We start from the raw sequence: 19,025 nt of genomic DNA on the forward strand, positions 1-19,025 counted from the left end.
TGCCGGGTAGCTGCCACCCATGGCGCGGTATACGAAACCCGAGCTCAGAGAGCAGATCAAGGAAGAGATCAAGGCGTCCGACAAGGGCGGTCGGCCGGGTCAGTGGTCGGCACGCAAGTCACAGCTGGTCACCCAGGAGTACAAGAAGCGCGGCGGCGGTTTCCTGGGCGAAAAGGACGAGCGGCAGAAAGCGCTCCAGCGCTGGGGCAACGAGAAGTGGCAGACCAAAGAGGGCGACACCCGTGCGCGCAAGGACGGCACGACGAGCCGCTACCTGCCCAAGAAGGCTTGGGACGAGATGTCGGAGAGCCAGAAGCGCGCGACCGACACCAAGAAGCGGGAAGCCTCCCGAACCGGCAGGCAGTACGTCGCCAACACCGGGCCGGCCAAGAAGGCGCGTCGAGACGCCACCACCGCCGGCCGGATCTCGGAGATGTCAGTCGCCGAGGCCAGCAAGCTGGTCCGTGGCCTCGACACGCGGCAGCTCAGAACGGCCCTGCGCAACGAGCACGCCGGCAAGGACCGCAAGACGCTCGTCCAGCGGCTCGAAGCGGAACTCAACCGGCGCGGCTGACGGACTTAACCCGGCCTTAGCGTCCGGACAGCGCGCCGCTATCCCGATCCGACCGATCCTCGGAGTCGACAACCGAGGAGAGGTGGACACCACGATGAAGCGCACCAATCTGCTTCTGGCGACGGTCGGCGGCTCGGCGGTGCTGGCGGTGGCCGGGGTCGCGCTGGGCGTCGCCGCCGCGAACGACACGCGGCGCGGCGACACGGCGCTCGCCGCGGCGACCATCGCCCCGACGGGCACGGACGCGCCGGACGACAGCGCCAGCACCGTCGCGCCGGGGGCCAGCGGCACGCCGTCGGCGGGGACCCCGTCGGGTACGCCGTCGAGCGGCACGCCGTCCGCCGGCACCGCGCCGGCGGGCAGCGCGGTCGACGAGCAGCGCGCCGGTGAGATCGCGCTCGCCAGGGCCGGTGGCGGCCAGATCGTCGAGGTCGAGGCCGAGCAGGAGCACGGCCGGCCGGTGTGGAGCGTCGAGATCATCGCCGGCGACATCGAGCACGAGGTGGACGTCGACCGGGACAACGGCGCGGTGGTCAAGGCCGAGCAGGAGCCGGTCGACGACGACGACAGGTTCGGCCAGTCGGACGACAAGGGCGACCGGTCCGACGACGATGACGACAGCTCCGGCGACGACGACTGACGAAAGACCGGCGACCAGCGACGCCCCGACCGGATCCGTCACAGCGGTCGGGGCGTCGCCACGCGCCGGGCCGGCACCACGCCTGCCGGCGGATCATCTCTTCGGACGAGATCGCTCACCACGGGTCACCACGGGTGTTCCGGTACCGTTGCCAGACGGTGTGCGGGCCAGGTCGAGGTCCTGGTCGAGTGGCGGGGTGGGTGGTGGCGGTGGGTGCGGCTGGGTCGAGAGCTGAGCCGCTGACCCTGCCCGCCGGTCAGAGGCCCGCGTGCAGGGTCAGGCTCTGCCGCAGGTGGAGTTTCGGCCGGGACCCGACGACCGAGCCGACGACCTCGCCTTGACGGAACACCAGCAGCGTCGGCAGGGACATGACTCCGTAGCGCCGCGTGGCCTGCGGGTTGTCGTCGGAGTTGAGCTTGGCGATGGTCATGCGGTCGCCGAACTCCTGGGCCAGCTCGACGAGGCTCTTCTCGATCATCTTGCAGGGCGGGCACCACTCTGCCCAGAAGTCGACCACGACGGGCCGGTCGCTGGCCAACACCAGCTCGGCAAACGTGGCGTCGGTGACGCTGATCAGGGGGCGGACGGTCGTTTCCTGGGGCATGTTTCCTCCCGGTGCGCGATGGCGTGGGTGAGCTGGGTGCGCAACTGCTGACGGACCGCGGTGAGCCGATCGAGGTAGTCGTCGACCTCGGCGAGCTTGCGCCGCAGCACCAGCACCGAATCCGGGCAGACATCGCCGGACGCGTTGCCCGCTCGCAGGCAGGCGACGAACGGACGGACGTCGTCGAGGCCGAAGCCGACGTCGAGCAGCGCCCGGATCTCCCGGACGACCCGCAGCTCCGCCTCGTCGTAGACGCGGTAGCCGTTGGCCGAGCGCTGCGGGCGTACCAACCCGTGGGCCTCGTAGTAGCGCAGCGTCCGGGTGCTCGTGCCGGCCCGTTCAGCCAGCTCGCCGATCAGCATCAGACCTCCTCGACCAGCCCGTCGTGACCAGGCTAAACCTTGTCGTCAGCGTCAAGGCAAGGTCGCTCCCGGGACGGCTCAGGGCGCCGCGAGGCGGCGCCCTGAGCGTCGGTGCGTGCCGGAGGGGGTTCTAGCCGATGCGGAACTGCTCGCCGTAGACGGCGAACGTCAGCGGCGTGTTCAGGTTGACGTTGCCGTTGTTGAGGAACACCCGCTGGGCCGTGTCGACGCGGGACGTGTCCGAGTGGGCTTCTTCCTTGCGCATCTCGATGACCCGCTCGTCGAGGAACGCGTTGAGCCAGGTCCGCTCGTCGCCACCCTGGGCCGGCGGCTTGGCGCGGGCGAGGGCGCGGCTGCGGATCTGGCGCATTCCCTCGTACCCGTGCATGACCGCCGCGTCGTAGTAGGCGAACTGGCCGAGTGCCCGCACCCCGTCATTCTTGCCGTCGCGGACCGACGGGTTGAAGTAGACCCGGTCCCGCTCGGCTTCCTGCGCGGCCCGGAACACCGAGTCGTTGGCCGCGGTGCGCCAGTCGCGGGGGAAGTTGGGGTCGAGGCCGGCGTGCGACGCGGTGCCGTTGACGGCGCGCAGCGCCGGCAGGTATCCGGCCAGCACGTTGCCCGGCTTGGTGTTCGTGTACGCCTGGACCAGTTCGAGCATGTCGCCGGTGCCGGAGCAGAAGCCGATGATGCCTGCGGTGTAGCCGCGACCGTCGCCGATGTCCTCGATGTAGGAGAACTGCGCGCGCCAGTCGAGCGAGGAGTTCTCCGCCGCCGACACGAGCTGCATGGCGACGTCCTTCTTCGCCGGGTCGTCCAGGTTGGTGCCGGCCGGGACGGTGGCGGTCGGCGTGGGGGTGGGGTTGCCGCCGCCGGGAAGGGTCCACTGCTGGTTGGTGGTGCCGCCGCAGGTCCAGATCTGCAACCGGGCGCCGTTGGCGGTGCTCCGGTCGGTCACGTCGAGGCACTTGCCCGAGGCGGTGTTGACCAGGGCGCCACCGCTGGCGGCGGTCCACTTCTGGGCGCCGGTGTTGTTGCAGTCGTACAGCTGGATCTTGGCGCCGTTGGTGGTCGACGCGGCGGTGACGTCGAGGCACTTGCCGAGCGCGCGGATCGAGCTGTCGGTGTTGCCGACCGTCCACGTCTGGGCATTGCTGCCGTTGCAGTCGTAGAGCTGCACCGCCGTGCCGTTGGCCGGATTGGCGCCGGCGACGTCGACGCACTTGCCACCGAGGCCGGTGATCGGGCCGGCGGTCGCGGCGCTGGCCGACGGGAGGCCGTAGTTGACCGCCGCGACGCCGATCAGCAGGGTGCCCACGACGTAGGCGGCTGTTCTCTTGCGCACCATGGTGTTCCTCGGGGAAGAGGCGGCGTGCCGCCGGCCGGTCGGTGCCCGGCGCGGCGATCGGCCCCGGCGGGCACCACGAGCTTCAGGAAACAGTATTAACAGATAGTGGTACGTCGATCAACTGCCACATCGGCGACGATCAGGATCAATCGAGGAAGGTGTTGGTGGCGCTGCGCAGCGCGGAGACGCACGCGACCACCGCGGGGTGGCCGCCCGCGCCCCTGCGGTAGGCGACGCGCGTGCGGCGGCGCATGGCCAGCGGCAGGAGCCGGACCTGCGGGGAGGGCTGGGCGATGGCGAGCTGTGGAATGAGAGCGACGCCCTGACCGGCGGCGACGAGAGCGAGCATGGCGGTGAAATCGTCGGCGTGATGCCGCACCGCCGGAGTGAAGCCGGCCAGCTGGCAGGCGTGCAGGGCGACCGAGTGGCAGAGCGTGCCGGGACTGCCGAGGATCCAGTGCGCGTCGCGTGCTGCGCTGATCGGCTCGGCGGCGGTGTTGTCGGCGGTGTCGCTGGGCACGGCGAGGAAGACGGTCTCCTCCAGCAGGGCGATCGAGTCCACCGTCGGGTCGGGTGGGGTCGGCGCGATGTCGTAGTCGTGCAGCAGGGCGACGTCGAGCCGTCGGCTCCGCAGGGCGGCCGGCATGTCGACCGGGTCCAGCTCGCTGATCATGAGGTCGAGCGCGGGATGGTCGCGGGCCAGGGTGGCCAGGGCTGCCGGCAGCAGGGTGCGTACGGCGCTGGGGAAGGCCCCGATGCGGACGCTCGCGCGCAGACCGGTTCGGGCGGCCGCCAGGGTCGCGTCGGCGGCTTCCAGCGCGGCGAGAACGACCTCGGTGTGCTGCACGAGCGCGGTGGCGGTCGACGTGAGGCTGACCCGGCGTCCGGTGCGCTCCAGCAACCGGGTGCCCGCCTCCCGTTGCAGGGCGGCCAGTTGCTGCGAGACGGCGGACGGCGTGTAGGCGTGCGCCTGGGCGACCGCGGCGATGGTGCCGAGGCGGGCCAGGTCCCGCAGCAGGACCAGGCGACGGACGTCAAGCATCAGCTCAGCTTACGGATAGGTGGAGCAATCGGAACTGGACCTTCCCGGTCGGTCCGCCGAGAGTGGAGGCATGACCCTGACCGGCCTGTACGTTCCGCTCATCACGCCGTTCGACCTCGCGGGGGACATCGCCGTCGACGCGCTGACGGCCCTCGCGAACGATGCCCTGGACGCCGGCGCGGCCGGTGTGGTCGCGCTCGGCACGACGGGGGAGCCGGCCGCCCTCAGCGACGACGAGCGCGGCACGGTGCTCGACGTCCTGTCCGCGGTCTGCCGTGCGCGCCGCGTGCACCTTCTCGTCGGCGCCAACAGCGTCGAGGCGTTGCGCGCCCTGGCCGACCGGCCCGAGGTGACAGCGGCGCTCTGCCTGGTGCCCCCGTTCCTGCGGCCGGGCGGCGCGGGAGTGCTCGCCCACTTCGCCCACCTCGCCCAGGCCAGCCCGGTGCCGCTGGTCGTCTACCACGTCCCGTACCGCACGGGGCAGCAGCTCAGCCCGGACGACCTTCGGCAGCTCGCCGGCCTGCCCGGCGTCATCGGCATCAAGTACGCCACCGGGGGGATCGACGGGGACACCGTCGACTTCCTCGCCGGCATCCGGCCCGGCTTCGCCGTACTCGGTGGCGAGGACCCGCTCATCTCGCCGCTGCTCGCCCTCGGCGCGCACGGCGCGATCGCGGCCTCGGCCCAGGTCGCCGCTGCGGACTTCGTCCAGCTGGTCGCACACTGGCAGGCCGGGGACCTCGTGCGGGGGCGGGCGCTCGGCCATCGGCTCGCGGGCCTGTCCGCGGCGCTGTTCGCCGAACCCAACCCGACAGTGATCAAGTCGGTGCTCCACGCGCGGGGTCGCATCCCGACGGCCGCCGTACGGCTGCCGCTGCTGCCCGCCGGTCCGGACGCCGCGCGGCGGGCGCTCCGGCGCCTGGACGAGCTGACGAGCGCGTCGAGGTGACCGGACGGCGCCCGCCGCGCCGCGTCCGCGTGGTCAGTGCTCCCGGTAGGCGGCCCGGTCGAAGTCGGCGTACACCCCGTCGCCGCCGAGATCCTGCACCCACAGGCCGACGAACGCCCCGGTGAAGCCCCACGCCGCCGGCTCCCCGTCGATGATCAGGGCGGCGTGCTCGTCGGACAGGATGGTCGCGTCCAGGTCGATCGGCAGCCGCTGCCAGCCCGCGCCGAGGTCGTAGTCGAAGCGCACCACGGGCCCGTCGAACACCGCCCGCAGACCGACCCGGTCGACACCGCTGGCATCGACGGTCAGCTCGGGGTACGGGGTGCGCCGCCCGTTGTCCGAGCTGAGCAGCTCCAGCACCGTACGCCCGTCGTCGGCCCGGGTCAGGTAGAGGTGATGCCAGTTGAGGGTGTTGTAGTACGCGGTGATCCCGGCGAGCTGACGGTGGTCGACCGGGTCGAACTCGACAACGGTCTCCAGCGAGCAGTGCGTCGCCCCGACCCGTCGCGCGACCAGGCTCGGCGCCTGTCGACCCACCGGCGACTGCCCACCGTGGACCCGCAGGTGCGAGGGGCGGGACGTCAGGTCGACCCAGTCCGCGGTGGCCGGCCGGCGCAGCGTCGACCAGCAGGAACCCAGCTCGGCGGCGTCGAAGTCGTCGGTGGCGGGCTCCTGGGGCCACGGATGCGGGGACAGGTCGGGAGCGGCGACCTCCTCGGCGGGCACCCCTCCGGGAATTCGGGGCCAACCGCCCGACGGCCACTCGACCCGCTGGATCGCCGTCTCCCGGCCCAGCACACAGTTGCCCAGCGGTGAGTAGGGACGGCCGACCAGGTGGGCCAGATACCACCCGCCGTCCGGGGTCTGGACCAGGCTGCCGTGACCGGCCTTCTGCAACCGCAGGTCCGGCCGACCGACGGAGGTGAGCAACGGCCCCTCCGGGTCCACTTCGTACGGACCGAACAACTCCCGCGAGCGTGCCACGGTGACCTGGTGCTCCCAGCTCGTGCCGCCCTCGGCGGTGATCAACCAGTACCAGCCGTCGTGGCGGTACAGGTGCGGGCCCTCGGTGACCCCGACCGGCGTGCCGGTGAAGAGCATGCGGGGCCGGTCGACGAGACGACGCGCCGCTCGGTCGTACTGCTGGATCTCGATGCCACCGAAGCGGTCGCGGCCGGGTCGCCAGTCGGCGCTCATGCTCAGCAGCCAGCTGGTGCCGTCGTCGTCGTGGAACAGGGAGGCGTCGAAGCCGCGCCCGTGCAGTTTCACCGGATCCGACCAGGGGCCGGCGATGTCGGGCGCGGTGATCAGGAAGTTCTGCGGATCCCAGTAGCCGCTGGCGAAGCTGGCGACGTCGCTGTAGACGAGGTGGAACTCCCCATCCTGGTACGTCAGGTCGGGCGCCCACACACCGTTGGAGTCGCCGCAGCCACGCAGGTCGAGCAGGCGGCGATCGGTGATGATCCCGCCCAACGGTCGCCAGTTGACGAGGTCGCGGGAGTGGTGCACGCGAACCCCCGGATACCACTCGAACGTCGAGGTGGCCAGGTAGAAGTCGTCGCCGACGCGCAGGATCGACGGATCCGGGTGGAACCCGGCGAGGACGGGGTTGCGGATCGACCAGGCAGCGGTCGCCACGTCAGCGGTGTCGGTCGACACGGGGGCTCCTCTGTGCGGCTATGAAACTTCCGGAAACTTGCGGGGACCAGATCACTGGAAGCCCCTCGTACGGTAGCCGGTCTTATCGCGATAGGACAGGGGTCTTGACCGCTGGGGGAACTGCTCGTAGCGTCCCGGCCATCGATCGGTAATACCGACGAAGCAATGAAAGTTCCGGAGATCCAGGTTCGAACCCTTGCCGGCTCGGCCGGCGTCCGAGCACCCCGTGAGTCCCCCGAAGGGATGGATCATGACAGCGCACCTTTCCCGCCGATCGCTGCTCGGCCTGGCCGGCGCCGGCGCCGGCGCCTACCTGCTGAGCGCCTGTAGTGGCGACGAGAAGTCCAGCGACCCGAACGCCCCGCAGACCATCAACTGGTGGCACATCCAGAACACCGAGCCGATGCTGCCGGTGTGGGCCGCGATGGCCAACGAGTACAAGACCGCGCACAGCAACGTCACGTTCACCATCCAGCCGCTGGAGAACGAGGCGTTCAAGGCCAAGCTGACCACCGCCACCCAGGCCGGCGACCCGCCGGACCTCTTCCAGTCCTGGGGCGGCGGCGTGCTCAAGCAGCAGGTCGACGCGGGCCTGGTCAAGGACCTCACCGACGACGTGAAGGACCTGGTCAGCGGCATCCTGCCCGCCGCCATGCAGCCGTACACGATCGACGGCAAGATCTACGGCATCCCGTTCGACATCGGGATGGTCGGGTTCTGGTACAACAAGGACCTCTTCGCCCGCGCCGGCATCACCGAGCCGCCCACCACCTGGACGGGTGTGCTCGACGCGGTCCGCAAGCTCAAGACCGCCGGCATCACCCCGGTCGCCATCGCCGGCAAGGACAAGTGGCCGGCCCACTTCTACTGGTCCTACCTGGCCATGCGCATCGGCGGCGTCGGCGCGCTGCAGAAGGCCGTCGATGACAAGAACTTCGACACCCCCGACCTCGTCGCCGCGGGTGAGCGGCTCAAGGAACTCGTCGACCTGCAGCCCTTCCAGAAGGGTTTCCTCGGCGCCGAGTACGGCTCCCCGGACGGGCAGGCCGCCACGATGGGCAACGGCGGTGCGGCCATGGAGCTGATGGGGCAGTGGGCGCCGGCGGTGCAGGCGTCCAGCTCCACAAGCAAGAAGGGCCTCGGCGACAAGCTGGGCTTCTTCCCGTTCCCGGCCGTGGACGGCGGCAAGGGCACCGCCACCGAGGTCTTCGGCGGTGGCAACGGCTTCGCCGTCGGCAAGGACGCGCCGGCCGCCACCATCGACTTCCTGAAGTTCCTGCTGAGCGTCGACAACCAGCGTCGTTCCGCGAAGACCGGCGCGGTGCTGCCCACGGTGAAGGACGCCACCGACGCCATCACCGACGCCAACAACAAGGTCGTCGCGGAGACCCTGGCCAAGAACACCGGTTTCCAGCTCTACCTCGACCAGGCGTACGCGCCCGCGCTCGGGCAGCAGATCAACGACAGCGTCGCCGAGATCATCGCCGGCAAGAAGCAGCCCGCGGCGATCCTCAAGGACATCACGCAGGTGGCGAAGACCGTCTGACCGTGACCCCGTATCCATCCGTAGCCGGCGATAGAACCCGAGTGGAGCAGGCATGACCAGGCCATCGACCGTGTCGGACACGAGGCGCGGCGACACGGCGACCGATCCGCCGGCACCGGGGCCGGGCACCACGCGACAGCGTGGCCGCCAGCCCCGGCCGGGGCGGGGTGGCGTCCTCGCCGTCTTCCTGGCGCCCGCCCTGGCGCTGTTCCTGCTGCTGGTGATCGCGCCCATCCTGGTGGCCGGCTACGCCAGCCTCTACAAGTGGAACGGCTTCGGGCTGCCGGAGAACTTCGTCGGGCTGGACAACTACACCCGAGCCTTCGGCGATCCGACCTTCCGGGGCGACCTGTGGCGTGGCCTCGTGCTCGTGCTGCTCTCCCTCGCCGTGCAACTGCCCGCGGCGCTGGCCCTGGCCATGCTCCTCAACCAGCCGTTGCGCGGCCGGGCCGCGTACCGGCTGATCTTCTTCGCCCCGTACGTGCTCTCCGAGGTCACCACGGCCGTCCTGTTCACCCTGGTGTTCTCGCCGAACCGGGGCCTGGGCGAGTCGGTCTCCCGCTGGTTGGGCGCCGACGCGGGCGCCATCTTCGCCGACCCCGACACCGTGCTGTTCGCCGTCTTCCTGGTGGTGTCCTGGAAGTACTTCGGCCTCTACATGATGCTCTTCCTGGCCGCCCGTCAGGGCATCCCGAAGGAGCTGTCCGAGGCCGCGGTCACCGACGGCGCCACCGCCTGGCAGGCATTCCGGCACGTCACCCTGCCCCTGCTCGGCCCGACGATCCGCATCAGCATCTTCCTGTCGGTCATCGGCACCATCCAACTGTTCGACATGGTCTGGGTGCTGACCGGCGGCGGCCCGATCCACACCTCGGAGACCATGGCCGTCACGATGTACCAGTACGGCTTCCGCCGCTTCGAGGTCGGCTACGCCAGCGCGATCAGCATCGTCATGTTCCTGCTGAGCCTCGTCTTCGCCCTGTTCTACCAGCGCATCGTCCTGCGTCGGGACACCGCGGGCGCCATCACCAACCAGGGAGGCCAGCGATGACCGCCACGACCAGTCGCGCCCAGCGGACCCGCAGCCTCGTCCTGCACCTCATCTGCATCGGCGTCGGCGCGCTCATCGTCGTGCCGGTCTGGTTCGGTGTGATCGGCGGCTTCAAGGACAACGGTCAGCTGTCGACCAACCCACTGGGCCTGCCCGACCCGTGGGTGCCGCAGAACTACACTGACCTCTTCGCCTCCGGCGTGTTCTGGCGACAGCTCGGCAACAGCCTGCTCATCGCCGTCACCAGCACCGTCATCGTGGTCGGCGCGGCGGCGATGGCGGCGTTCGTCTTCGCCCGCTACGCCTTCCGGGGCCGCGAGTTCCTGGTCACCCTGTTCGCGATCGGCCTGATGTTCCCGTTCGCGGTGGCGATCCTGCCGCTGTTCGTCCTGCTCCGCGGCCTGGGCCTGCTGGACAACCCCCTCGGTGTCATCCTGCCCCAGGCCGCGTTCGGGCTGCCGATCACCATCATCATCCTGCGCCAGTTCTTCCGGACCATTCCCGCCGAGGTGGAGGAGGCCGCCGTCCTCGACGGCTGCGGCTCCTTCGGGTTCTTCTGGCGGGTCCTGCTGCCGATGGCCCGTCCCGCCCTGGCCACCGTCTCGGTGCTGGCGGTCGTGACGAGCTGGAACAACTTCATGCTCCCGCTGGTCGTCTTCAGCGACCAGAGTTGGTGGACGCTCCCCGTCGGGGTCCAGGCGTTCCAGGGCCAGTACGCCGACGACACCGCCCGGGTGCTCGCCTACGTCGTCCTGTCCATGATTCCGGCCCTGGGCTTCTACGCCGTGGCCGAACGCCAACTCATCGGCGGCCTGACCGGCAGCGTCAAGGGGTGACGACACCGGATCGCCAACCCAGCTGAAGCGTCCCGCCGAACAAAGGAGCGGACCGTGGGCTCCGACAACGGCCGAAACGTCACCATCGCGATGATCGCGCGACTGGCCGGTGTGTCCGTGCCCACGGTCTCCCGGGTCATCAACGGTCGCTCCGACGTCGCTCCCGAGACCCGGGAGCGCGTCGAGCGGCTGCTCAACCACCACGGTTACCGCCGTCGCACCCAGGCCCGGCGGACCGAGGCCGCACTGATCGACCTGGTCTTCAACGACCTGGACAGCCCATGGGCCGTGGAAATCATCCGTGGGGTGGAGGACGTCGCCCGTGCCAGTGGCGTCGGCACCGTCGTCTCCGCCATCCACTGGCGCATCTCCTCGGCCAAGCAGTGGCTGGACAACATGCGTACCCGATCCACCGAGGGCGTCATCTTCGTGACCTCGATGGTGAACCCACCGCTGCAGGCGGAGCTGCGCCGGCTGCACCTGCCAGTGGTCATCATCGACCCCGCCGGTGTCGACCCGCAGGAGTCGCCCACCATCGGCGCCACCAACTGGGCGGGCAGCCTGAGCGCCAACCAGTACCTGCTCGGCCTCGGCCACCGTCGCATCGGCTTCATCGCCGGGCCACCACACCTGATGTGCAGCCGGGCCCGGATGGACGGGTACCGCGCGGCGCTCGGCGCCGCCGGCATCGCCGTCGACGACGCCCTCATCAGGCCCGGCAACTTCTACCACGAGGCCGGCTTCACCTCGGGTACGCAACTACTGGCCCTGCCCGACCCACCCACCGCCATCTTCGCCTCCAGTGACCAGATGGCGCTCGGCGTCTACGAGGCCGTCCGCAAAAGCGGCCTGCGGGTGCCCGACGACATCAGCGTGGTCGGCTTCGACGACCTACCGGAGGTCCGCTGGTGCTCCCCACCGCTGACCACGGTCCGCCAGCCACTGGCCGAGATGGGCATGCTGGCCGCCCGGACCGTGCTGCGCCTTGCCGGAGGCGAGAAGACCGAGAGCCCGCGCATCGAACTCGCCACCGAACTCGTCGTGCGCGACAGCGCCAGACCGCCGAGGTGACCGTCGCCGCGGTCCCGCTCGTCGCTGTTGTCAGCTCTCGCGCAGCGCGTCGTCGACGCCGGTCTCGCGGCGGCCCAGGTGGGCCGGGTCCCGGCCGGTGAGCACATCCAGCGCCGCCTTCAGGCAGGCGCCGTTCTCGCGGCTGGCGCTGATCCGCCAGGTCGGCGCGTACCGCTTGGCGGTCTCGTCGCCCACCCCGTTGGCGTCGATGCCGAGACGCCGGCACAGCGCCACGGCGCGGGGGAGATGGAACGACTGGGTCACGACCGTCGCGCGCGTCACCCCGAAGATCCGCTGCGCCCGCGCGCACGAGTCGTACGTGTCGAAGCCCGCGTAGTCCAGCACCACCTTCCGCGCCGGCACACCCCGATCGACGAGCCAGCGCAGCATCGCCTCGGGCTCGTTGTAGTCGGCGTTCATGTTGTCGCCGGACACGAGGATCGCGGTCACCTTGCCCCGCTCGATCAGCCGCCGCGCGATCTCCAGACGGGCCGCGAGAAAGGGTGACGGCGTACCGTCGGCGTCCACCTTGGTGCCGAGCACCAGGGCGACCGGCGCCGCCGGCACATGGGCCTCGTCGTAGAGGTGGCCGTCCGCGGCGCCGCGGACCCACGTCACGCTGGCGACCGTGCCGCCGGTCAGCAGCACCGCGCCCACCACCAACCCGAAGAGGGTACGACGGACGAACCGTCGATGCTCCGTGCACCACCGCCTGGCCGCTCCGAGTCGTCCCCGCATGCCGCGAGAGTATTCGGGCTTCGCTCATGGCGGTCGGGTCGGGGCGGTCACCTTCAGCCGAGGTCGTGCTCCTCGACGTGCTGCTCCGACTACGCGAGCATCCGATGTGCCGCAGCTGAGCTTGCAACCTGCTCGCGAGCGTGCGTTGCCGTGCCGACCATCGGTGACGTCGTGCCGCGTGCGCGTTCCACCCGCTCCAGCGTGGCAACGAAGTCACGGCGCCACGTAGGCGCATTCCAGTCATAGCTGAACGCCCAGGGAGCAACCCCGCGCAGTTCGAGTCCTGGCGGGGGGTGAGAGACCATCGGCGCGCCGCGGACCATCTCCAGCATGTTCAACGAGCAGTCGACCCGGTCATCGGGCGCCGCCGCCTGTAGGCGGAGTAACCACGCCAGTTGTGCCTGCGCGTCCTGCTCCTGCTCTCCTGGAAAGCCAAAGATCAAGTTCGTCACGACGGTGATACCCGCCTCCGCCAGCGCCAGGATCAAGTCCTCCAGCATCGCGGGATCGGCTCGCTTGTCGAATAGCCGCTGACCAGCCGGGCTGATCGTCTCCACGCCGATCTCCAGCGTGGCGAGTCCGGAGTCGGCCAGGAATGAGGCCAGCGGAAGCAGCGCTCGACTGGCCTTCGTCGTTGCGCTCCATCGCAGTCCAGTCACCGGCTCGTGGCGCAACGCCTCGGCCAGGGTGCGCAGCATCGGCGCTGTGAACAGAGAGTCCTTCAAGGAGAAGCGGCGGACGTCGTGGGCCCGGACGAGCGCGCTGATCGTCCGCGCCGCGGCATCTGGGGCGAGGGCGGTGACCTGCCGTTCGACGACCGGGTAGGTGCAGAAGGTGCATCGCCCGTAGGAACACCCTCGTGAGAACTGGACCGGCAGCGTCAGCGAACGGCGGTCGTAGAGAGCGAGCTGGCGTGCGTGGAACGTGGGTAGATACTCGAACGGAGCGTCTGCTGGAGTTTGCGCTGGTAGCAGCGGTCGCCGGATGCCGCGAGGGCTGAGTCGGACCAGAGTCGCCACAAACTCGTCTTCGCAGTGACCAGCCAGCACAAGGTCGACCAGGTCCCGGATGCCGTTGTCACGGTGAATCCGATCTCCCAACAGGGTTACGTGACTGCCACCGAGCATGGTCGTCGTGCCGGGCCAGATCTCCTTGACCACCCGCAGTACGAGCAGACCGACGAAGACCTGGGACGGCCCCATCAGGGACACGCCCACCACCGCGGGTGGGGTGTCGCACGAAGCTTGGAGCTGCTGTTCGAGCCACGTCCGCCATGGCTCCGGCTCGGCGGCGGCGGCCGCCACGGCGGCCGTGATCGCATCGGTTGGGTAGTGCATCCCCGCCACTGGATCGGCGGTGTCGGGCAGATGCAGCGGAGGCGTACCACGCAGACCCGTGTGGGCGAAGAGCCATCGCGCGGCGGCCGCCACGCTCGACCGGTCCTTGCCGTGGTCGCCCAGTGTGCTGCGGAGGGTGCCAGCCTGATTGCCGAACCGGTTGAGTAAGAGAATGTTGAGGTCCAGGACCTCCACGTTAAAGCCGTGACGTGCGGCGACGGTCGCGAGGATCGCCGGGCCCAGCGGAGGGTTGGTGTCCGATGGAGACGGTGGCGGTACGACGATCAACGCGTCGCAGAACGGTGGTGGCGTGTGGGATGAAGACGACCGGACAACTCGAGGTGATGCCATTGGCGACCTCGCACTCCGTGAGGCATTGATTGCTCACAGTTTAGGCAGTGCGATTGGAGGTGGTCTATATGCGATGGAGAACCTCGCGAAGGTCCCTGATTCGGAAGTCCGCGCTGCAGTTGCGAAATGCAAAGTCGGGATGGGCGAAGAGGTAGGTCGTCCCCCCAGCCACCTCTGCCAATCGCATGTCGCTCGCCGAGTCTCCGATGATCACGATCTCCTCGAAGGCCTGTTGGCCGACGAGGTACCCGGCGAGAACATCCCTCTTGGTGGTCTTCACGTCCAGGACATGCTGGTCCACAGCGAACGCCCGCCCCGGCAGGAAATAGTCCGCGAGTTCCAGCAGTTTGAGGAACATGTCGAGGGTGCCGGGGCGGGTGTTGGAGATGACGATCTGCTGGTGCTGGATGGCTATGGCGTCCAGTACGTCGGTGACATGTGGAGTCGGTTTCATCCAGTGATACTGCAGGTCAGGCCGCTCCTCGGAGAGGGTGAAGCACGCGTCCTGCAGCTCCAGGTGCCGGTGGTGCGTCTCGTTGGGCAGGAGGAAGTCAAAGTATTCGTACCACTTGTGGCCGTACAGGCGGCGGCCGTCCTCGTACCCGAATCTTTGCTCGTATCCGAAGGTGGCGAGCACCTCGTTGGAGATGTCGATCACGGCTCGATCGTTGCCCTGCTCCAGTACGCCGTGCAGATCCCAGACAAAGAGTTTCACGAGTTCGCCCTTCCCGTGGTCGCGTAGTGTCATCTGCTCATCCCGCAAACGACGTCGAGCTTCCGTCCGCAATGGGCCGACGGGAGATCGCCTGCAACATCTCGGACAGCTTCTCTTCCATCGCCGACGTCAGCCCTTGGCCGGACAACGCAGTGGTGGCCGCGCGGAGCGTCGACAGGGAACGGCCACCGATACTCTCATGCCGCACCAGATAGATGTCCATGAAGGTGTACAGGTCGACGTAGCGGCGTTGCGGGGGGATTGCCTGGAAGGTGGTGCTCTCGAACATCGCCAACACTCGGGTCGTCGTGCGTTCGTGCGGCGGGTAGGGCGGCAGATCCAGGAAGGGTGGGCGGCCTGCCCTCACGTCGCCGTAGTAGTAGAGGACGTAGCCGCGGCTGCAGGCCCGGAACGCCGAGTCGTACTGCAGCAGGTAGAAGAACCGTGACAGCGCCGAGTCCGACTCGTGGTGGCACAACGCCCACAGAATCGAGCTCAACAGGAACTCGTCTCGCTCTCGCTGCAGCAGTGCGGTCAGCTGCTCAGGAGCCGCCGGACTGGTCCGCGAGATCAAGTAGACCAGCAGGTTGCAGACCGTCAGCCGGTCACCCGTGTCGAGACCTGGTTCATCACGCAGATGCCGGTACAGCTGGGAAAGCCGTTCGCCGAGCCGGTGGTCGGCCAGCTCCTGCAGCTGACCGATCAAGTGGTGGCGGACCTCTCTCGTCAGGTCGCGACGCAGCAACGTCACAGCCTGCTCGGGGGAGAGCACGGCGAGCAGCCGGTCGCGAATGTGTCGGGCCAGCAGGTATTCGTAGAACGAGTAGTGCAGGAACTCGCCGACTTCGGTGCCGTGGAGAGTGCGCCGGTCGATCACCTGGTCGAGTGCTCTGATTTCGGCCCCGCGTCCGCGGCTGGTTGCGAGAGCGGCGTGCAGGTCGGCCATCGGTATGGCGTCCGCCGGCAGTTCGCGTGCGTGCACGAGCCAGGCCGCCGTCTGCCAGACCGACAGCGACTGGCCGGCCCAAGCGGGATGGGTGCTGCGCACCGCGAAGTCGGTTGTACGGCTCAGCCGGTTGAGATACTCGCCGTAGAGATTACTTGCACTGCTGATCCGCGTTGCGGCGTCATGGCCGATGAAGGTGAGCATCCGGGCGTAGAGCGGACGCTCTACGAGTCTCGTCAACCGCTCCGAGTCGACCACGGTCCGGTAGAGATCGGGATCGGCGATCAGCCCCTGCCGTTGCAGCCGGATCAGATAGTCCGCGAACTCGGTCTCCGCCGACCAGCCCTTGAGCACGAACACCTCGTCGAAGCTGATCGCGGTGGTCTCGAAGGCGATCCATTCCTCGTATTCCCTGGTGCGAGAGGTGACAAGCGCCGGGGCGTGTTGGAGCAGTTGCAGCAGTGCGACGGTGAGCGGCCCGTCGCCGGCCAATTCACTCGCCTCGTCCAGCCCATCGACAAGCACCACCGCGTCCGTCGCTGCCGTCGGGTCGAGTCCTGCCTGCTGCAAACGGTCGAGGACCTCCACAGCGTCAAGCGCGCGCAGCGGAATGGGTATCAGGCCGGCTTGTTGTAGTTCGAGCGCCGCGCCGTAGAGCGAGAGGCTCTTTCCGGACCCGGGCTCGCCGAGCAGAAGCACCGACTCGCCCTGGTGGAGAGGGGCCATCAGTGCCGCCACGGCATGCTCGCCCACTTCTGGGCCTCGCTCGTGATACCGGGTCATTCGACCGGGCACGAACAGGTCCAACCGATGCAGCTCGGCGAGGCTCAGATCAAGGGGGTATGCGGTCCTTCTCCGACCGAGACGGCTGACCAGTCCCGTAGAGAGGCGTCTCAGTCGGATCCGTTGTTCCTCGCGTCGGTCGTCTACCGGCGCTTCCTGTTCAGCGGACTCGACAACTGTGGACGGCGGCGGTGCCGGTGGCGCGGTCTCGGCGTCCGCCAGGTCCGGGTGACTCGGGGTCTTCGTTCCGCCGTCCGGCAACACCGTCAGGACGACGGTTAGCCCGACCAAGAGCAGTGCCAGTACGCCGAGTGAGTGCCACGGGTGGGTGCGGACCAACTCCAGCCAGCCGGGCCACCGCTGCTGGGCCGACGCCTCGTTGGTGATCAGCCCGGTGAGCACTGTCGCGGCTGAGAGGACGCCGGTGACCGCGATTGCCACCACCATCCGCGGCGTCCTCATCATGCGCATCCCTCATCACCAGTCGGTGGTGGTCGGATGTTCGGCGCGGCCGCCAACCATTTCCCGCTTGTTGACGGACCGTGACCATGGCCTGACTCCAGGCTAACGCCCGTCTTCCAAGCTGGCTGCCCAGCGATCCGTGGAGAGCCACGACGGGGCCGAGCCCCACTGGCTGGCCGTCTGGAGCGGAATCGCGGCCCGGCTCCGGAAGACTCCCGGGCCGGGCCGCATCGTCGCCGGTAGCACCGACCGATCGGGCTACCGCATCAGCTTCTGGTCCACCTCTGGCTGGTCCCGCCGTTGCAGGTCGAGAGAACCACCGGGCTGCCGTTGGCGGTGCCAGCGGAGTTCGGGGTGAGGCACAGACCCGACTGGACTCCGGTGACCGTGCCGTCGGTTCCGAGGTTCCACTGCTGGTTGGCACCGCCGTTGCAGTCCCAGATGATCACCCGGGTGCCGGAGGACGTCCCGGCGCCCTCGGCGTCCAGGCACTTGGTGCCGTACACCTGGAGTTGCCTGCCGGTCGTCGACGTCCACTGCTGGTTGGTGCCGCCGTTGCAGTCCCACAACGCCACCTGGGTGCCGTTCGTCTGCGACCGGGACGGGACGTCCAGGCACCGGCCGGCGTTGACGTTGCGCAGCGGCGCCGCCGTGCCGCCCGGCGGCGGGGTGGTGGGGTTGGGGTTGGTGGTGTCGAAGCCGAGAAAGCGGATGGCCTGGGCGGCGTCGAACGGGATCGAGTGGCCGTAGCCCTGGAAGCTGATCGCCTCGACCGGGGCGGTGGGGCCGGTGCCTCCGTAGCGGGTGCGGGTGGCGCTCGTCTGGGGGTAGTCGGTGTAGCTGGGGGTCTGCGAGACGCCCAGCACGTTGGTCCACTGTTTGATCTGCTCGCCGAAGTTGACGTAGCTCAGCGTGGTGTCCGTGGTGCCGTGCCAGATCTGGACGCGCGGGCGGGCGCCGGTGTAGCCGGGGTAGGCGTTGCGCACGAGGTCGCCCCACTGCTGCGGGGTTTTGGTGATGCGTCCGCCGGAGCATTCGCTGTTCCACTCGGCGCCGTTGGTGGTGGCGAAGCAGCCGAACGGGACTCCGGAGGAGCTGAAGCCGGCGTTGAACACGTCCGGGTAGAGGCCGAGCATGACGTTGGTCATCATGGCGCCGGAGGAGAAACCGCCCACGGCGATCCGGGTCGGGTCGACCGGGTAGCGGCTGCGGACGTAGTCCAGCATGGACTTCAGGCCGACGGGGTCGCTGCCGCCGTCGCGGCGCAGGGCCTGCGGGGAGGAGACGTCCCAGCATTTGCTGCTGCGGGTGACCGACGGGTAGATCACGATGAAGCCGTAGCGGTCGGCCAGGGAGCTGAGGCCGAAGCCGGTGTGCACGGCCGGGCCGCTGCCCGTGCAGTAGTGCAGCGCGAGGAGCAGCGCCGGGCGGGCCGCGACCCGGTCCGGCACGTACAGGTGCATCTGCAGGTTGGTCGGGTTGGTGCCGAAGTTGCTCACCTGGGTGAGCGTCGCGGCCGACGCCGGGGTGGCGAGCGTGACCACGGCCGTCATCGTCGCCAGAGCCGTCGCCAACCCGGCGGCCAGCAGCGCGAGCCTTGTTCTCATCGACAGTTCCTCCACAGTGGGTGCAGCGGTGGCGGTGGGGGGTGTGCGGGGAGAAGGCCCGGACCGGTCATCGGCACGACGAACCACGCGGGCGCGCGGAGTCCACCGCGCGTCACCCGCGGGCTGTTGACCGGTCCGGTCAGGACGCCCGCCTGCCGGCGGGCGTCCTGAGCAGCGAAGGCTCTCCCGGTGAGCCATTGACGCTGGGCGTCTCGCATCGACTGTGAGCGATAACATGTCGTTCGTCAAGACGTAACGTATGACGTCATTTCAGTCGTGGGAGCGCCTGCTTCGGGCGGGTCCCCTTGAGATCCCCGATCCGACCATGACATTCTTGGCCGTCGATAGCCTGCTGCGCGCGGGGCTGACGCCCGTCCACTGGGCAGCCGGGACCGGACCACGGA

General features: G+C 69.1%; 17 protein-coding genes. 7 read left to right on the top strand and 10 right to left on the bottom strand.

Features of this window, described 5'->3' with window-relative positions; all coding sequences use genetic code 11:
* Window positions 1-19 precede the first annotated feature (19 nt).
* Window positions 20-574: a DUF5872 domain-containing protein gene (locus ABZT87_RS25275; protein WP_354855713.1), complete on the top strand. Its 555-nt coding sequence runs from the start codon at window positions 20-22 to the stop codon at window positions 572-574.
* A gap of 94 nt (window positions 575-668) precedes the next feature.
* A complete protein-coding gene (locus tag ABZT87_RS25280; protein WP_355138576.1) occupies window positions 669-1,214 on the top strand; it encodes a PepSY domain-containing protein in 546 nt (181 codons plus the stop codon).
* A gap of 256 nt (window positions 1,215-1,470) precedes the next feature.
* Here ABZT87_RS25280 and trxA read toward each other — a convergent pair whose 3' ends face one another.
* The 4 genes from trxA to ABZT87_RS25300 all read right to left on the bottom strand — a co-directional run bounded on the left by trxA (window position 1,471) and on the right by ABZT87_RS25300 (window position 4,570).
* Window positions 1,471-1,818: a thioredoxin gene (trxA, locus tag ABZT87_RS25285; protein ID WP_355138578.1), complete on the bottom strand. Its 348-nt coding sequence runs from the start codon at window positions 1,816-1,818 to the stop codon at window positions 1,471-1,473.
* On the bottom strand, window positions 1,788-2,180 hold the full coding sequence (locus ABZT87_RS25290; RefSeq protein ID WP_355066371.1) for a MerR family transcriptional regulator: 393 nt from the start codon (window positions 2,178-2,180) through the stop codon (window positions 1,788-1,790). The genes trxA and ABZT87_RS25290 overlap by 31 nt, the downstream gene beginning before the upstream one ends.
* A 130-nt stretch (window positions 2,181-2,310) precedes the next feature.
* A complete protein-coding gene (locus ABZT87_RS25295) occupies window positions 2,311-3,528 on the bottom strand; it encodes a chitosanase (RefSeq protein ID WP_355138580.1) in 1,218 nt (405 codons plus the stop codon).
* Window positions 3,529-3,673: 145 nt separating this feature from the next.
* Window positions 3,674-4,570, bottom strand: coding sequence for a LysR family transcriptional regulator (locus ABZT87_RS25300; RefSeq protein WP_355138582.1), 897 nt, complete (start codon window positions 4,568-4,570; stop codon window positions 3,674-3,676).
* Between the two features lie 70 nt (window positions 4,571-4,640).
* On the opposite strand from ABZT87_RS25300, the gene ABZT87_RS25305 reads away from it, so the two are divergent.
* Window positions 4,641-5,519 (top strand): dihydrodipicolinate synthase family protein, encoded by an 879-nt coding sequence (locus ABZT87_RS25305; protein WP_355138584.1) that lies wholly within the window; start codon window positions 4,641-4,643, stop codon window positions 5,517-5,519.
* A gap of 33 nt (window positions 5,520-5,552) precedes the next feature.
* On the opposite strand, the gene ABZT87_RS25310 is transcribed toward ABZT87_RS25305, so the two are convergent.
* The gene (locus tag ABZT87_RS25310) at window positions 5,553-7,178 is read right to left on the bottom strand and encodes a glycoside hydrolase family 43 protein (protein ID WP_355138586.1); all 1,626 of its coding nucleotides are present in this window, start codon (window positions 7,176-7,178) and stop codon (window positions 5,553-5,555) included.
* Between the two features lie 250 nt (window positions 7,179-7,428).
* On the opposite strand from ABZT87_RS25310, the gene ABZT87_RS25315 reads away from it, so the two are divergent.
* The 4 genes from ABZT87_RS25315 to ABZT87_RS25330 are packed head-to-tail and all read left to right on the top strand — an operon-like array spanning window position 7,429 to window position 11,682.
* Entirely contained in the window at window positions 7,429-8,724 is a 1,296-nt protein-coding gene (locus ABZT87_RS25315; protein WP_355066361.1) for an extracellular solute-binding protein, read from the top strand.
* Between the two features lie 52 nt (window positions 8,725-8,776).
* The gene (locus ABZT87_RS25320; protein WP_355138588.1) at window positions 8,777-9,775 is read left to right on the top strand and encodes a sugar ABC transporter permease; all 999 of its coding nucleotides are present in this window, start codon (window positions 8,777-8,779) and stop codon (window positions 9,773-9,775) included.
* A complete protein-coding gene (locus tag ABZT87_RS25325) occupies window positions 9,772-10,611 on the top strand; it encodes a carbohydrate ABC transporter permease (RefSeq protein ID WP_355066360.1) in 840 nt (279 codons plus the stop codon). Before ABZT87_RS25320 ends, ABZT87_RS25325 begins: the two co-directional genes overlap by 4 nt.
* A gap of 54 nt (window positions 10,612-10,665) precedes the next feature.
* Window positions 10,666-11,682, top strand: coding sequence for a LacI family DNA-binding transcriptional regulator (locus ABZT87_RS25330; RefSeq protein WP_355138590.1), 1,017 nt, complete (start codon window positions 10,666-10,668; stop codon window positions 11,680-11,682).
* A 30-nt stretch (window positions 11,683-11,712) separates the two neighbouring features.
* On the opposite strand, the gene ABZT87_RS25335 is transcribed toward ABZT87_RS25330, so the two are convergent.
* The 5 genes from ABZT87_RS25335 to ABZT87_RS25355 form a co-directional block, all read right to left on the bottom strand.
* Window positions 11,713-12,420, bottom strand: a complete 708-nt coding sequence (locus ABZT87_RS25335) for an ElyC/SanA/YdcF family protein (protein ID WP_355138592.1) — start codon at window positions 12,418-12,420, stop codon at window positions 11,713-11,715.
* Window positions 12,421-12,509: 89 nt separating this feature from the next.
* Complete coding sequence (locus tag ABZT87_RS25340; protein WP_355138594.1) at window positions 12,510-13,952, bottom strand: B12-binding domain-containing radical SAM protein; 1,443 nt, start codon at window positions 13,950-13,952, stop codon at window positions 12,510-12,512.
* Between the two features lie 220 nt (window positions 13,953-14,172).
* On the bottom strand, window positions 14,173-14,856 hold the full coding sequence (locus ABZT87_RS25345) for an HAD hydrolase-like protein (RefSeq protein ID WP_355066352.1): 684 nt from the start codon (window positions 14,854-14,856) through the stop codon (window positions 14,173-14,175).
* A gap of 4 nt (window positions 14,857-14,860) precedes the next feature.
* Window positions 14,861-16,999: a hypothetical protein gene (locus ABZT87_RS25350; protein WP_355066350.1), complete on the bottom strand. Its 2,139-nt coding sequence runs from the start codon at window positions 16,997-16,999 to the stop codon at window positions 14,861-14,863.
* A 281-nt stretch (window positions 17,000-17,280) separates the two neighbouring features.
* A complete protein-coding gene (locus ABZT87_RS25355) occupies window positions 17,281-18,621 on the bottom strand; it encodes a PHB depolymerase family esterase (RefSeq protein ID WP_355066349.1) in 1,341 nt (446 codons plus the stop codon).
* Window positions 18,622-19,025 lie beyond the last annotated feature (404 nt).

It is taken from the genome of Micromonospora sp. NPDC005237 (assembly GCF_040607775.1).
Lineage (GTDB): Bacteria > Actinomycetota > Actinomycetes > Mycobacteriales > Micromonosporaceae > Micromonospora.

Bases quoted from the DNA above. Each gene is read 5' to 3' on its own strand.
- ABZT87_RS25275 (WP_354855713.1), top strand. From the start codon at position 20: ATGGCGCGGTATACGAAACCCGAGCTCAGAGAGCAGATCAAGGAAGAG.
- ABZT87_RS25280 (WP_355138576.1), top strand. From the start codon at position 669: ATGAAGCGCACCAATCTGCTTCTGGCGACGGTCGGCGGCTCGGCGGTG.
- trxA (WP_355138578.1), bottom strand. From the start codon at position 1,818: ATGCCCCAGGAAACGACCGTCCGCCCCCTGATCAGCGTCACCGACGCC.
- ABZT87_RS25290 (WP_355066371.1), bottom strand. From the start codon at position 2,180: ATGCTGATCGGCGAGCTGGCTGAACGGGCCGGCACGAGCACCCGGACG.
- ABZT87_RS25295 (WP_355138580.1), bottom strand. From the start codon at position 3,528: ATGGTGCGCAAGAGAACAGCCGCCTACGTCGTGGGCACCCTGCTGATC.
- ABZT87_RS25300 (WP_355138582.1), bottom strand. From the start codon at position 4,570: ATGCTTGACGTCCGTCGCCTGGTCCTGCTGCGGGACCTGGCCCGCCTC.
- ABZT87_RS25305 (WP_355138584.1), top strand. From the start codon at position 4,641: ATGACCCTGACCGGCCTGTACGTTCCGCTCATCACGCCGTTCGACCTC.
- ABZT87_RS25315 (WP_355066361.1), top strand. From the start codon at position 7,429: ATGACAGCGCACCTTTCCCGCCGATCGCTGCTCGGCCTGGCCGGCGCC.
- ABZT87_RS25320 (WP_355138588.1), top strand. From the start codon at position 8,777: ATGACCAGGCCATCGACCGTGTCGGACACGAGGCGCGGCGACACGGCG.
- ABZT87_RS25325 (WP_355066360.1), top strand. From the start codon at position 9,772: ATGACCGCCACGACCAGTCGCGCCCAGCGGACCCGCAGCCTCGTCCTG.
- ABZT87_RS25335 (WP_355138592.1), bottom strand. From the start codon at position 12,420: ATGCGGGGACGACTCGGAGCGGCCAGGCGGTGGTGCACGGAGCATCGA.
- ABZT87_RS25345 (WP_355066352.1), bottom strand. From the start codon at position 14,856: ATGACACTACGCGACCACGGGAAGGGCGAACTCGTGAAACTCTTTGTC.
- ABZT87_RS25350 (WP_355066350.1), bottom strand. From the start codon at position 16,999: ATGGTGGTGGCAATCGCGGTCACCGGCGTCCTCTCAGCCGCGACAGTG.
- ABZT87_RS25355 (WP_355066349.1), bottom strand. From the start codon at position 18,621: ATGAGAACAAGGCTCGCGCTGCTGGCCGCCGGGTTGGCGACGGCTCTG.